This is a genomic window from Ligilactobacillus ceti DSM 22408 (assembly GCF_000423245.1).
GTDB classification, from domain to species: Bacteria; Bacillota; Bacilli; order Lactobacillales; family Lactobacillaceae; genus Ligilactobacillus; species Ligilactobacillus ceti.
In genome coordinates this window covers 199,973-213,535 of sequence record NZ_KE383993.1, presented here as the reverse complement: position 1 = coordinate 213,535, position 13,563 = coordinate 199,973, and the positions used below count along the sequence as shown (strand labels likewise).

At 36.4% G+C, this 13,563-nt stretch carries 15 protein-coding genes; 1 reads left to right on the top strand and 14 read right to left on the bottom strand.

What is annotated here, in order from left to right; genetic code table 11:
* Nucleotides 1-3: 3 nt before the first annotated feature.
* The 10 genes from rsmB to miaA form a co-directional block, all read right to left on the bottom strand.
* Nucleotides 4-1,344 carry a 16S rRNA (cytosine(967)-C(5))-methyltransferase RsmB gene (gene rsmB, locus G540_RS0103950; protein ID WP_027106991.1) on the bottom strand — a complete coding sequence of 447 codons (1,341 nt, stop codon included), beginning with the start codon at nt 1,342-1,344 and terminating at the stop codon, nt 4-6.
* On the bottom strand, nt 1,334-2,290 hold the full coding sequence (gene fmt / locus G540_RS0103945) for a methionyl-tRNA formyltransferase (protein ID WP_027106990.1): 957 nt from the start codon (nt 2,288-2,290) through the stop codon (nt 1,334-1,336). Before fmt ends, rsmB begins: the two co-directional genes overlap by 11 nt.
* A 25-nt stretch (nt 2,291-2,315) precedes the next feature.
* Nucleotides 2,316-4,739, bottom strand: coding sequence for a primosomal protein N' (priA, locus tag G540_RS0103940; protein WP_027106989.1), 2,424 nt, complete (start codon nt 4,737-4,739; stop codon nt 2,316-2,318).
* 14 nt (nt 4,740-4,753) lie between these two features.
* Nucleotides 4,754-5,938 carry a bifunctional phosphopantothenoylcysteine decarboxylase/phosphopantothenate--cysteine ligase CoaBC gene (gene coaBC, locus G540_RS0103935; protein WP_027106988.1) on the bottom strand — a complete coding sequence of 395 codons (1,185 nt, stop codon included), beginning with the start codon at nt 5,936-5,938 and terminating at the stop codon, nt 4,754-4,756.
* Between the two features lie 120 nt (nt 5,939-6,058).
* Nucleotides 6,059-6,256 (bottom strand): DNA-directed RNA polymerase subunit omega, encoded by a 198-nt coding sequence (gene rpoZ, locus G540_RS0103930; RefSeq protein ID WP_027106987.1) that lies wholly within the window; start codon nt 6,254-6,256, stop codon nt 6,059-6,061.
* Nucleotides 6,253-6,873 (bottom strand): guanylate kinase, encoded by a 621-nt coding sequence (gene gmk, locus G540_RS0103925; RefSeq protein WP_027106986.1) that lies wholly within the window; start codon nt 6,871-6,873, stop codon nt 6,253-6,255. Before gmk ends, rpoZ begins: the two co-directional genes overlap by 4 nt.
* A gap of 232 nt (nt 6,874-7,105) precedes the next feature.
* A complete protein-coding gene (gene glnA, locus G540_RS0103920; RefSeq protein WP_027106985.1) occupies nt 7,106-8,446 on the bottom strand; it encodes a type I glutamate--ammonia ligase in 1,341 nt (446 codons plus the stop codon).
* A gap of 21 nt (nt 8,447-8,467) precedes the next feature.
* Nucleotides 8,468-8,848 carry a MerR family transcriptional regulator gene (locus G540_RS0103915; RefSeq protein WP_027106984.1) on the bottom strand — a complete coding sequence of 127 codons (381 nt, stop codon included), beginning with the start codon at nt 8,846-8,848 and terminating at the stop codon, nt 8,468-8,470.
* Nucleotides 8,849-8,936: 88 nt separating this feature from the next.
* A complete protein-coding gene (locus G540_RS0103910) occupies nt 8,937-10,202 on the bottom strand; it encodes a methionine gamma-lyase family protein (RefSeq protein WP_027106983.1) in 1,266 nt (421 codons plus the stop codon).
* A gap of 15 nt (nt 10,203-10,217) precedes the next feature.
* Nucleotides 10,218-11,147 (bottom strand): tRNA (adenosine(37)-N6)-dimethylallyltransferase MiaA, encoded by a 930-nt coding sequence (miaA, locus tag G540_RS0103905; RefSeq protein WP_027106982.1) that lies wholly within the window; start codon nt 11,145-11,147, stop codon nt 10,218-10,220.
* 187 nt (nt 11,148-11,334) lie between these two features.
* Between miaA and G540_RS07340 the strand changes: the two genes are divergently transcribed.
* Nucleotides 11,335-11,511, top strand: coding sequence for a DUF3042 family protein (locus tag G540_RS07340; protein WP_081653540.1), 177 nt, complete (start codon nt 11,335-11,337; stop codon nt 11,509-11,511).
* Between the two features lie 51 nt (nt 11,512-11,562).
* On the opposite strand, the gene G540_RS0103895 is transcribed toward G540_RS07340, so the two are convergent.
* The 4 genes from G540_RS0103895 to G540_RS0103880 all read right to left on the bottom strand — a co-directional run bounded on the left by G540_RS0103895 (nt 11,563) and on the right by G540_RS0103880 (nt 13,534).
* Nucleotides 11,563-11,976, bottom strand: a complete 414-nt coding sequence (locus tag G540_RS0103895) for a rhodanese-like domain-containing protein (protein WP_027106981.1) — start codon at nt 11,974-11,976, stop codon at nt 11,563-11,565.
* A 74-nt stretch (nt 11,977-12,050) separates the two neighbouring features.
* Entirely contained in the window at nt 12,051-12,278 is a 228-nt protein-coding gene (locus tag G540_RS0103890) for a YqgQ family protein (RefSeq protein WP_027106980.1), read from the bottom strand.
* Between the two features lie 35 nt (nt 12,279-12,313).
* The gene (locus tag G540_RS0103885; protein WP_027106979.1) at nt 12,314-12,970 is read right to left on the bottom strand and encodes a rhomboid family intramembrane serine protease; all 657 of its coding nucleotides are present in this window, start codon (nt 12,968-12,970) and stop codon (nt 12,314-12,316) included.
* Nucleotides 12,971-12,985: 15 nt separating this feature from the next.
* Entirely contained in the window at nt 12,986-13,534 is a 549-nt protein-coding gene (locus tag G540_RS0103880; RefSeq protein WP_035463601.1) for a 5-formyltetrahydrofolate cyclo-ligase, read from the bottom strand.
* Between the last annotated feature and the right edge of the window lie 29 nt (nt 13,535-13,563).

The window sequence follows — 13,563 nt, the reverse complement described above, 5'->3', positions numbered from 1 at the left end:
GCCTCATTTCTTTTGTAAACTTGCGATGAAAAATCCATCCGATAAATAATCATCAGGATAAATTGTTAAACCTAATTCTGTTCGATCTGCTTTCAAATTATTTAAACTTGGTGTTTTAACTTGGATAAAATCAGGATTTTGTTGCAAGAACTCATCGATTACTGCCTGATTTTCTTCCGCTAAAATTGTACATGTACTATATGTTAAGCAACCACCTTTTTTCAAAGTTGGTGCTACAGCATTTAAAATACCAACTTGCACACGATGAAGATTTTGGGAATCCGCCAAAGTTTTTTCATATTTAACTTCTGGTTTTCGACGCATTAAGCCAATTCCAGAACAAGGCGCATCAACTAAAATCTTATCGAATTTTTCAGCGCCGAATTTTGTTAAACTTTCCCGCGCATCTAAATTCACAGCTACCACTTTATCTGCTACTTGACCACGTTTAGCATTTTCAGCAATTAATTTAACTTTATGTTTATGAATATCTAGCGCTGTCACTTGGCCAGTTGTTAAGTAACTCGCAATCTGCGTTGTTTTCCCACCTGGAGCCGCACAAGCATCTAAAACAGCTTCATCACCTTGTAAATCCATCGCTTCTACAGCTAACATAGCACTTTCATCTTGGATAATAATTTGCCCTGCTGCAAAAGCTTGACTACTTGGAATAAACTTACCGTTTAAATGCAAAGCAGCTGGTGTTACAGGACTTTCTTCAATCGTGAACCCTTCTGCTTCCAAAGCTGGTTTCAAGTCGTCTAATGACGTTAATTGTCGATTATAACGAACTGTTTGTGTTGGTGATTGATTAATTGATTCAAGAATCGTTGTCATCTTAGCCACACCGACTTCTTTGGTTAATTCTTGCACTAACCATAATGGTGTACTTGTTAAAATACTCATCCGTTCATTAGGATCAGCAATAGCATTTGGATCTTGAAGTCCTTCTCGATCGATTGTATGCAAAATACCTGTCACAAATTTACGAATTCCAGCATGACCTTTAACTTTAGCGATTTCAATTGTTTCATTAAAAATCGCCCGTTTGGGAATTTTATCCAAATATTGCATTTGATAAAGCGCGGTATATAACAATTGTTTAACCCAGGGTTGTAATTTTTTCGGGTTCTTAATAAATGGTTTCAACCAAAATTCCAATGTTAATTGATGTTGAATCACACCATAAACTAAAGTCGTCAATAAATTAACATCTTTTTTGCTTAAATTATGTTTTTGAATTGTTTGATTTAAACCGAGATTAGAATAAGTTCCTTGTTTTTCAATCTTAGTTAAAAGTTCCACCGCTAAATAACGCGGTGTTTGTTTAATATTATTTTTCATCTGTAATAACCTGTTGGCCTACTTTTAGACCTTGTCCCATTCCGTTTAAATATGCTTGAATTGCCATTTTAGGTTTACCAGCTGGTTGTAATTCTTGAATCGCATAAACTGTTTGATCTGCAGCGGCGATTTTCAAGCCTTTTTTCGTCACTTCAACAACTTGGCCAGCAGCTAAATCAGTTGTTTCAGCTAAAGGTTGAATATCCCATAGCTTCATCCGTTTACCTTTGAAATCAGCAAAATATGCACCTGGTGCTGGACGTAAAGCCCGAATTTGCCAATCAAGTTCTTGAGCTGTTTGACTTAAATGTAATTCTTCTTCAGCCGGTTGAATAGTTGGCGAGAAAGTGACTAAAGCTGGATCTTGGGCCACTGGTGTAATTTCTCCAGCAATGAGTTTTGGTAATGTTTCATTTAATAAATCACGTCCTGCAAGACTTAATTTTTCAAACATTGTTCCCGCATCATCAGTTGCCCCAATTGGTAATTCCACTTTCGCTAACATATCACCAGCATCCATTTCTTTTACCATGTACATAATTGTGACACCCGTTGTCGGATCACCATTTTTAATCGCATATTGAATTGGTGCTCCACCACGATATTTTGGTAATAAAGAACCATGGACATTAATAGCAGCGATTTGTGCAGCAGCTAATAGTTTAGTTGGTAAAAATTGACCATAAGCCGCTGTAATAATCAAATCTGGTTCTAAAGCGATGATTTGTTCCATTTCTGGACTACCGCTTAATTTTTGTGGTTGTAAAACTAATAAATCATGTTCTAAAGCAACTTGTTTCACTGGTGTTGGTGTTAGAACTTTTTTCCGTCCGACACGGCGATCTGGTTGTGTAACAACAGCTTTCACATCATAACCTTGTGCGATTAAACTGCTTAAAATTGGTGCCGCAAATTGCGGTGTTCCCATAAATACGATTGAAGTCATTAATTACTCCACTTCCTTTTTTGAATTAGATAAAGTTTAACGGATTCCGATCAATTACTAACTTGATTCCCGCTTTTTCATCTGTTTGACTTTTTACTAAGAGATTTTTTAAATATTGCTCGAGATTTTTTTCAAATTTATATTTAATAACTAATTGGAAATAATAACGATTATTAATCCGCATAATTTGTTGTGGTGTTGGTCCTAACATTAAAGCATCTTTACTTAACACAGTTTGGAGTTCACGATAAATTTCATGAATTTTCTTCGATGCACTTAATTGATCATTCCCACTCACCGTGATTTTAATGGTGAAATAATATGGTGGATAGCCTAATAAATGGCGCACTTGCATTTCTTTACGATAAAAACTTTCATAATCATGCGCTTGAGCCCATTGAATCGCATAATGTTCCGGATTATAAGTTTGCACGATAACTTCACCTTTTTTATCGGCACGTCCAGCACGACCGCTAACTTGCGTTAACAATTGGAAAGTCGTTTCACTAGCACGATAATTGGCCAGTCCTAAAGCTGTATCAGCATTCAAAACTCCAACTAAGGTTACATCCGGAAAATCCAACCCTTTCGCAATCATTTGCGTCCCTAATAAAATATCAGCTTCATGATTGCCAAATTGTTGTAAGATTTTTTCATGAGCACCTTTGCGCCGCGTCGTATCGACATCCATTCTTAAAACGCGCGCAGTTAGTAACAATTTAGCGAGCTCTTCTTGAACTTTTTGCGTTCCGGTTCCATAATATTTAATTTTTCGACTTTGACATTGTGGACAAGTTTGCGGAATTGCTTCTTCATGACCACAATAATGACATTTCATCGAATGCGTATCCATATGCAATGTCAATGAAATATCACAATTAGGACATTTCAAAACAAAGCCACATTCCCGACATAACATAAAAGAAGAATACCCTCGTCGGTTTAACATTAAAACAACTTGTTCCTTTTTAGCTAGTCGTTGTTTGATAGCCGTTAATAATTCTTGTGAAATATCCGGCGCAGGCGCTTCTTTTAAAGCTTCTCGCATATCGACCAATTTTACTGGTGGCATCGCTTGTCCATTAATGCGATCTGGCATTTGTAACCAATGATAGACATCTTTTTGGGCGCGAGCTCTTGTTTCTAAAGCAGGTGTCGCACTTCCGAGCACCACTGGACAACCATGATACTGACTCCGCCAAATCGCCACATCACGTGCATGGTAACGTGGCATTTCATCTTGTTTATAACTGCTTTCATGTTCTTCATCCATAATAATAACACCCAAGTTTTCTAACGGTGCAAACACGGCTGAACGTGCCCCCACAACAACTTGAGCTTGTTTTTCTTCCACACGGCGCCATTCATCATATTTTTCTCCATCAGACAAACCACTGTGTAAAACCGCGACTTGTTGACCAAATCGGGAACGAACTCGTTGCACCATTTGTGGTGTTAAAGAAATTTCTGGCACTAACATTAAAGCCGTTTTCTTTTGTGCCAATGCTTCGGCAATAATTTGCAGATAAACTTCTGTCTTGCCGCTGCCAGTCACACCTTGTAATAAGTACGTTTCTGCTTGTTGCTGCAACATGGCTTGTGTCACAGATTGAACCGCTGTTGTTTGACTAGGTGTTAGTGATTTAGGAATCGTTGTTTTAAATTCTGTGTCAGCATATGGATCCCGGTATTTTTCGACTTTAATTTGTTTTAACCAACCTTTTTTAGCACCTGTTTTAAAATCAGCTGCCGTTAAGCCCGATTGGACTTGGGCTTCACTTTGTAAAATTGTTGTTTGAGAAACACTCGCTAAAAAATCGAGTAATTGTGCTTGTTTCACGGCATTTTTAGGGATTTGTGTTTTTAAACTAACAATTTCTTCATTGGTAACTTGTTTTTGAATAGCAGTTACCATTTTCTTTTGCGCCCGATCTTTAACATGATAAACAATTTCAACTTTATTAGCTTGGCGTAATTTCACTAATTGGCGTAATAGTTTCGCATCGGTCACATCATCATAGGGAATTTCATTTTGCTTTTGAAATAAGGCTTTAATTTCAACGGGTACATCCTGATCTAACAAGCGAATTGTTTTATGATAACTAGCTCGCATTACATTAGGCAACATTACTTGTAAACAACTGATTTTAAAAGCAAAAGTCGTTTCTGCTAACCAATCCGCTAATTGTAAAGCTTCTTGATTCAAAACAGGTGTGAAATCAAGTGGTTGAATTAAAGTTTTCAACAAATGTTCTTCATAAATTAATTCTTCAGGCCCGATTAATCCGACTACGAAACCTTGAATTTTCCGACCGCCTTTCCCGAATGGCACTATCACGCGCATTCCGGGTTTAATTTCACCTTGATAAGCGGCAGGTATTTTATAAGTATATGGTTGGTTCGTTTGTCGAGTGGGTACATCGACAATAACTTGAGCATACTGACACACGCGACATCGACCTCCTAACTTAATTTCGATGCTAAAACTGCTAAAATTTGTTGTGCAATGGCTGCTTTATCAGCTTTTGCGACTAAAATTGGTGCTTGTTCTGGTTGGAATAAAATCACTTCATTATCATTGCTGCCAAAACCGATATCTTTTCGAGAAACATCATTAGCAACTAATAAATCAAGATTTTTTTGGATTAATTTTTGTTGAGCATAATGTTGTAAGTCATGTGTTTCTGCAGCAAATCCGACTAAAACTTGTTGTTCTTTTTGTGCACCAAGTTCTTTTAAGATATCTGGATTTTTCACTAACTCTAAAGTTAATGTTTCACTGTGTTTTTTGATTTTTGTTGGGGCAGGATTTTTCACGCGATAATCAGCAACTGCCGCCGCCATAATCACGGCATCGACTTGTGGATAAGTTTTTAAAACAGCTTGACGCATTTCTTGAGCGCTTTGCACATAGATTACTTCTACTCCAGTTGGAACTGGTAAAGCCGGCACTGTCGACACTAATGTCACTTGTGCTCCTTGTTGCTGAGCGGCTTTCGCTAAAGCGTAGCCCATTTTCCCACTGGATCGATTCACGATTAAACGTACGGGATCAATCGCTTCTTGTGTTCCTCCAGCCGTAATTAAAATTCGTTTATTTTTTAATTTTTGTTCCGAAGTAATTTCACTCAAGAACCAAGTGGCTATTTCTGTTGGTTCTGGCATCCGCCCTTGACCGGAATACCCTTCTGCCAAAAGCCCCGTCACAGGGTCTAATATTTTCACACCATCACGTTTTAAAGTTTGTAAGTTACGTTGGGTACTAGCAGCTTGATACATTTTTGTATTCATAGCTGGAACAACAAATGTTGGTTGCGCCGTCGCTAATAAACTCGTACTCACAACTTCATCGGCAATTCCTTGTGCCATTTTCGCAATAATATTAGCCGTTGCTGGAACAACGATGGCATAATCACACCAATCAGCTAATTCAATATGCGCGATTTTTCCTTGTTCCATCGGTTGAAATAAATCTGTTAAAACCGGTTCTTTCAACAAACTCGCAAACAAATTTGGATTAACAAATTCTTGAGCTGCTTTTGTCATTGCAACACGGACTTGATAACCAGCTTTTTGTAACAAACGCACAAAGCTGACTGTTTTATAACAAGCCACGCCACCTGTGACATAGACGGCAATTTTTTTCATTTTCCAGCAACTCCTTTCACTAACTCATTTCTTTTTATCGTTACCCTTAATTGTAACAATTTTAAGACATTAAAAAAAGAGTTTGAGACAAATCTCAAACTCTCTTGCGGATTTATAATCCTAGTTTTTTTTGATTGTTAAATCGCCAGCTGCGATTTCTTCCAAAGCACGACCAACATTTTTTGTTGATTGATATTCACGTAACATTGGTAAAGCACCTGCATCTAATTCATGGGCGCGTTTTGAAGCTAACATAATTAATGAATAGCGTGAGTTAACACGTTCCAATAATTCATCGACTGAAGGATAAAGAATCATTTCAATACATCTCCTAATTGTTTTTTATAATCTGGTAAAAAGCGTTTTACACGCCAGCGTTCTGCACGAATAATTGTTTTGATCTTTTCTGCTGCATTCACAACTTGATCATTCACAACAGCATAATCATAGTTTTGCATCATTTCGATTTCATCGACCGCTTTTTTCATACGTTTATCGATTGTTTCCAAATCATCTGTCCCACGATTAATAATACGTTGGCGTAATTCCATCAAATCAGGTGGAGTCAAGAAAATAAACAAGCCATCAGGACATTTTTCCCGAACTTGCATTGCACCACTGACTTCAATTTCTAAAAAGACGTCTTTACCATTTTCAAGCATCTCATTAACGTATTTTAAAGGTGTTCCATAATAATTGTCAACATATTTAGCATACTCTAACATGCCACCAGTTGCAATTTCTTCTTCAAATTCTTCTTTACTTACGAAGTGGTAATCACGACCATTAACTTCGCCTTCACGCATTTTCCGGGTTGTCATTGAGATTGAATAATCAAAATTGTTCCCTTCTTGTGAAAAAATTTCTTTTCGAACTGTACCTTTCCCAACACCAGATGGGCCAGAAAGTACAATTAACATTCCTTTTTTAACCATGCTTTAAAAAAACTCCTCGATAATTAGTATGTATATTAGTTCTATTATTCACTTTTATCACATGTTTTTCAAGGTTTTTTCCGTTTTTTTCGTCGATTTAATTCAATTTTAATCATAAAAAATCTAAATTAATTTATACCAACACCCCCTACTAATTAAGAAATCTGTCTTTTATATAAAAATTCTCCAAAAGAAAAACGACTCGACACCAACTGTCGAGCCGTAATATTTTTTAATACATTGTAAGATATTGTTCACGTTCCCATTCAGAAACTTCTTGTCGATAAGCGGCTGTTTCTAATTTCTTCGCTTCTACAAAGTTTTCATATAAATGTTCACCTAACGCTGCTTTCACAACTTCATCTTGACGCATTGCTTTAATCGCATTGTGTAAGTTAGAAGGTAAATCATGAATGCCGTTTTCTTTTCTTTCTTGTTCATCCATCGCATAAATATTACGATCAACTGCTTTTGGTGGTTCAATCTTGTTCTTCAAACCATCTAAACCAGCTGCCAAAACAGTTGCCACTGCTAAATATGGATTAGCTGATGGATCAGCACTTCTTAATTCTAAACGAGTAGATGCCCCACGTGCAATTGGAACACGTACTAACGGTGAACGGTTATGACCTGACCAAGCAACATAAACTGGTGCTTCATAACCAGGTACTAAACGTTTGTAAGAGTTCACAATTGGATTAGTAATCGCAGTAAAGCCACGTGCGTGTTTCATCAAACCACCCAAGAAATAGTAAGCATCTTGTGATAATTGTTCTGGACCATTTTCATCGAAGAAGGCATTTCCTTTTTCATTGAATAATGACATATTAAAGTGCATCCCAGATCCAGCAATTCCGGCTAATGGTTTTGGCATAAAGGTTGCATGCAAACCATGTTTACGTGCGACTGTTTTTACAACTAACTTGAATGTTTGAATATTATCACAAGCATGTACTGCATCCGCATATTTGAAATCAACTTCATGTTGTCCTGGTGCCACTTCATGGTGAGATGCTTCAACATCAAAGCCCATATTTTCTAATTCTAAAACAATATCACGACGGCAATTTTCACCTAAATCGATTGGCGCTAAATCAAAATAGCTCCCTTTATCATTTAAATCAATTGTTGGTTTGCCGGTTGTTTCATCTAATTTAAATAAGAAAAATTCAGGTTCTGGCCCGATATTAAAATCAGTAAAACCTAATTCGCGCATTTCATCAATAATACGCATTAAATTATTCCGCGGATCACCCATAAATGGTGTTTCATCAGCATTATGCACCGCACAAATTAAGCGCGCTACTTTGCCGTGTTCATTTTCCCAAGGAAAGATCATCCATGTGGATAAATCAGGATACAAAAGCATATCACTTTCTTCAATTCGAACGAAACCATTAATTGAAGAACCGTCAAACATCATTTTATTATCTAAAACTTTATCTAATTGTGTGATTGGAACTTCAACATTTTTGATTGTACCGTATAAATCAGTAAACATTAAACGTAAGAATTTAACATTTTCTTTTGCTGCTATTGCTCGAATATCGTCTTTGGAATACTTTGTAACCATCTAACCACTCCTTGTTTTTAATTAAAAAATCCGCGTGTTTTTAAAAGAAAATTCATGTTGTGATTTCAAACCACTCGCATTAACGAATTCATCCCGTAACATTTTCCGGACTTTTTCGTCGCTAATCGCTTGTTCACGTACTTTTTTCTTTTTAGCTGCCTTTTTAAGATAGACTTCCTTAATCCCTGCAATATTCATCCCTTCTGCTAAATAATCTTTGATTTCTAATAGTTTATCAATATCATTCAAAGAATACATCCGCCGATTACTCGGATTTCGCTCAGGTTTTAGTAGTTCATGCTTTTCGTAATAACGAATTTGACGTGCTGTTAAATCAGTCAAACACATTACCGTGCCGATCGGCAAAACTGCTAAAGAACGACGCAGTTCCTTTTCCTTCATAAAATCGCTCCTAAAAGTTATTCATATTATAGCAAGTATAAAAACGCTGTCAATGTTTCATGTCACATTATCTGACATGAGTTGTTTTTTATTGATAAAAAGTTTGGTTAACAGCACTTGCAATCGCAATTTTAACGTGTTCAACTGTTAAACCACCTTGAATATATAAGCAATACGGTGGACGAATCGGACCATCACTTGATAATTCGATCGTTGAACCTTCTGTAAAGCTCCCTGAAGCCATAATAACTTCATCTTCATAACCATCCATTGGACTAGGGATCGGATTCACAAAAGCATTCAATGGTGAGTTATTTTGAATTACACCACAAAAATCAATCATTGGTTTAGGATCATTAAAGACTACAGCTTGCACCACGTCAGTTCTTGGAGCATCCCATTTTGGAGAAACATCCATCCCTACTGATTCAAGTAAGGCACTCGTGAAAATCATCCCTTTAATCGCTTGCCCAGTTGTATGAGCTGCCATAAAGAAACCTTGATAAAAATCACGCATAAATGGATATGTGGCACCTTCATTTTTACCAACACCAGGAATTGTTAAACGTGTCGCTGCTTTTTCAACTAAATCTTTCTTACCAACAATATAGCCACCTGTTTTAGCGATTCCGGCTCCGGCATTCTTAAAAAGTGAGCCCGCCATCAAATCCGCACCAAACCAGGATGGTTCACTTGCTTCTGAAAATTCACCATAACAGTTATCAACAAAAATAATTGCTTCAGGAATAATTTCTCGAATAAAATCAATCATTTCTTTTAATTCAGCAACGGTATAACTAGCCCGTGTTTCATAGCCACGTGAACGTTGTAAAGCAATTACTTTAATAGTTGGATCGGCAGATAAATCTTTTTTAGCTTGTTCATAATCTACTTTGCCATTTTCTAATAATGGTGTATAAGAAAATCCCATTCCTAATTCTTGCATCGTTCCAGAATTATCCCCTGCAATCCCAATTACTTGTTGAATTGTGTCATACGGCATCCCAGTTAAATAATGTAATGTTTCTCCCGGTTTCAAAACGCCATATAAAGCGGTAGCAATCGCATGTGTTCCCGAAACGAACTGTGGGCGCACTAAAGCATCTTCTGTTTTAAAATACCCCGCATAAATTGCATCTAACTTGTCACGTCCCATATCATCACAACCATAACCAGTTGAACCAACTAAGTCAGCTTCTGACACATGATGTTCCCGAAAGAGTGCTAAAACTCGTTTTTGATTAAATAAAATTTGATCATCAATTTTTGCGTATTGTTCCGCAACTTGTGCTTCTACTTGTTTAATTTTTTCTTGTAATTCTGTTGGATAATCTGCTAACCATGAATAATTCATTTCCATAAAACTCCTTTAAACTTCTTTTAACCATTTTTCAATCATTGTTTCAATTTCGTGCACTTGACTTGGATCTTGTACCAAATCAAACCATTGCACTTCCATTTTATTCCGGAACCAAGTCAATTGTCGCTTAGCATAGCGCCGTGAATTTCGTTTCACTAATTCAACCGCTTCTTCTAGTGTGATTTCACCCGCAAAATAAGGATAAAACTCTTTATAACCAATCCCTTTTCCAGCTGGTAAATCCGCACCGCCTTTTTCATATAACATTTTGGCTTCGGCTAATAAACCTTGTTCCATCATCAAATCAACCCGTAAATTAATACGTTCATATAATAATTTCCGATCTGTTGTTAACCCTATCACCAACGGTTCAAATTCATCCGACTTCAAATCATTTTGTTCCGAAAACAATTGTCCCGTTTGTTCATAAACTTCTAAAGCACGAATCATCCGCCGGGGATTATTAACAGGGATCTTAGCTGCCGCTTTAGGATCAATAGCCGCTAACTGTTCTAACAACGCCTGTGAACCATGTTCTGCTAAATAAGCTTCCCATTTCTTACGAATGACTTCATTTTCATCATATTGATCAGCACCAAGTTGAAAATTATCAAGTAGCGCTTGGAGATAAAAACCAGTTCCCCCCGCAATAATTGGTAAACATCCTGCTTGAGCAATCAGTTTCACATCTTGACGACATTTTTGCGTAAAATCAGCTGCCGAAAAACGTTCATCAATGCGATTTTCATCTATTAAATAATGTTTCACACCATCCATTTCTTCTGGCGTAACTTTGGCCGTTCCGATATCCAAACCTTGATAAACTTGCATGGAATCTCCGGATATAATTTGACCGTTAAATTTTTGCGCTAATTGGACGGAAAGTGCTGTTTTACCAACGGCTGTCGGTCCAACGATTAAAACTATTTTCTGCGCCATTTTTAACTCCTTTTTGATAACTTAAATATTTTTATCTTCTCGTTATTCATTGTACGCTATCACTATTCAGATTGCTATTGCAAAAACAATTTCTCAGCATTCAGGTTGTTATATCTGGTATTTTTTACTTTTTTGTATCATAATAGAAGTGAGATTAAAATATTTTATTTTTCAGGAGGTCTTTTCCATGAACAAATTTGGTACAGGTTTCTTAATGGGTACATTAGCTACAATTGGCGCTGTTACAGGTGTTGTTTTAGCATTCAAGAAAACAGTCGTTGAACCAATCGAAGAAGAAGCTGAAGCATACGATGAACATCGTCGTCGCGCTTTACGCAAGAGTTACTCAGCTCATCAAGGTTAATCACTATACAAAAAAGGATGAACAAATTTGTTCATCCTTTTTTTAGTTTAACTATTTTTTACTTTTAGTTTTACCATCCCATTTTGAAAAACCATGTTTCAAAATAACGATATCTGTATAACCAGCTTTGTGTAACTTAGTAGCCATTCTGACACTTAAAGTTTTACCTTGATCATAAATATAAACTGGCATATCTTTACGTAAAGCATCTTTATACAATTTGTATTGTGAATAAGGTACATTACGTGCTCCTAAAATATGACTTTCATCAAAATAATTTGGTTCACGTACATCGATAAGTTGTGCTTTGTGCATACCTTTACGGAATTCATCATTTTCTAAAAGTTGTGCGTAACGACGTCCCATCATATGTACATAAAGACGTGTTCCACCATAGTATAAAATACCAATTACTAAAATAACATTAATCCAACCAATAACGCCCACAATATATTCTCCCTTCAACTACTGAAACTTTTTAACTCTAAATCTAATTATAACGAATATTTTGGTCCTTGCAATGAATATCGCTATCTTGCTTAGTCCTTAAAAATCTTATCTGTTTTCTTTTTCCATTGTTCTTCTGCTTCATGCTCTGTTACCAAAACACGTTTTGCAGCTAAAAATGTTTGTTTATCAATTACGTTAGCTCGCAACAAATTATCAAGTTCAATCGCCATCAACTCAATATCCCATGAGCGTTGACCTAAATGAATAAAGACTCCAAATCTTTTTAACAATTGTTGAACATCATATAATGTTTTCATTTGTGGTGAACCCCTTTAATTTATTTTCCGCTAAATTAGTACATCCCGATTTTCCAGAGCATAATACTAATCAAAACCATCGCGATTAAACTCACGACACGTTTCGTTCGCGGAATCGAATCTAAATTACGTGGTGTAATTAAATAACTCGCTAAAAAACCATAACCTAATCCGCCTAAATGACCATACACAGCATTTCCAAAGAAAGTAAAAACGACATTGATCACAATAAAAATCAAAAATTGACGTGCCAAAAACTGGATTACAGGATTATCCCGATATGATTCAATCAACATCAAATAAGCCCCAAATAAACCAAAAATAGCTGTACTTGCACCAGCGGAAATACTATTCGGGTCAAAAGCAAATGTCACTAAATTCCCACCAAGTCCGCTCAACAAATATATGCCTAAATAACGCTTCGCACCAAAAATCATTTCAATTTGTGTTCCAATAAAATACAACGTTACCATATTGAACAGCAAATGTTCAATCCCAATATGGATAAACATCGCCGTGAATAACCGCCACCATTGACCAGCTGCCACGAACGGACTATACACTGCACCAAACCGCAGTAATGTTGCAATATTCGTACTTCCACCAGAAAAAGTCATTACCAGATAAATTAGGACATTAATTAAAATCAAAATCTTCGTTACCGAAGGATTTCGCTTAAATTCTCTAATCACATTCTGCTCCTAATATTAACTCAACTTGATTAACTCATCGATTGGTAAATCAGTCTCCTCTAACAGACAAGTTACTCGGCTCAAATCACGTACTGGATCAACTAAAGATAAAGTTGTTCCCGCATAATCACTTAAGTAACGATCATAAAAACCGCCCCCAAATCCAATACGTTTTTGATTAGCAAAAAAGGCCAGTCCTGGCACAATTATTAAATCAATTTGTGATTTGTTTTTCACTTGTGTTGTTGTCGGCTCTAAAATACCGTACTTAGTAACTTGTAAATCCATCTCAGGGTGATAACTCACAAAATCCATTTTGCCCTGCGCTTTAGTTACTGGAACAACGACTTCTTTTCCTTGTAACAAAGCTTGCATAATTAATGGTTTTGTATCAATCTCACAACCTTTACTAATCGTTAATGCAACGACCTGGGCTTGTTTCCAAGCTGGATGTTGTAATAATTTTTGATATAAAAGTTGTTCAGCTTGAAATTGTTGCGCCTGAATATCTGGTTGAGCTAATTTCTTTAATTGTTGTTGCCGAATTGTTTGTTTACTTAACATAAAAAAATCCTTTATATTAAAAAACAACA

Coding starts and splice junctions, on each gene's coding strand:
- coaBC (WP_027106988.1), bottom strand. CDS start 5,938: ATGAAAAAAATTGCCGTCTATGTCACAGGTGGCGTGGCTTGTTATAAA.
- G540_RS0103890 (WP_027106980.1), bottom strand. CDS start 12,278: ATGAAAACATTATATGATGTTCAACAATTGTTAAAAAGATTTGGAGTC.
- G540_RS0103880 (WP_035463601.1), bottom strand. CDS start 13,534: ATGTTAAGTAAACAAACAATTCGGCAACAACAATTAAAGAAATTAGCT.
- fmt (WP_027106990.1), bottom strand. CDS start 2,290: ATGACTTCAATCGTATTTATGGGAACACCGCAATTTGCGGCACCAATT.
- G540_RS07340 (WP_081653540.1), top strand. CDS start 11,335: ATGAACAAATTTGGTACAGGTTTCTTAATGGGTACATTAGCTACAATT.
- G540_RS0103910 (WP_027106983.1), bottom strand. CDS start 10,202: ATGAATTATTCATGGTTAGCAGATTATCCAACAGAATTACAAGAAAAA.
- glnA (WP_027106985.1), bottom strand. CDS start 8,446: ATGGTTACAAAGTATTCCAAAGACGATATTCGAGCAATAGCAGCAAAA.
- rsmB (WP_027106991.1), bottom strand. CDS start 1,344: ATGAAAAATAATATTAAACAAACACCGCGTTATTTAGCGGTGGAACTT.
- gmk (WP_027106986.1), bottom strand. CDS start 6,873: ATGGTTAAAAAAGGAATGTTAATTGTACTTTCTGGCCCATCTGGTGTT.
- rpoZ (WP_027106987.1), bottom strand. CDS start 6,256: ATGATTCTTTATCCTTCAGTCGATGAATTATTGGAACGTGTTAACTCA.
- G540_RS0103915 (WP_027106984.1), bottom strand. CDS start 8,848: ATGAAGGAAAAGGAACTGCGTCGTTCTTTAGCAGTTTTGCCGATCGGC.
- miaA (WP_027106982.1), bottom strand. CDS start 11,147: ATGGCGCAGAAAATAGTTTTAATCGTTGGACCGACAGCCGTTGGTAAA.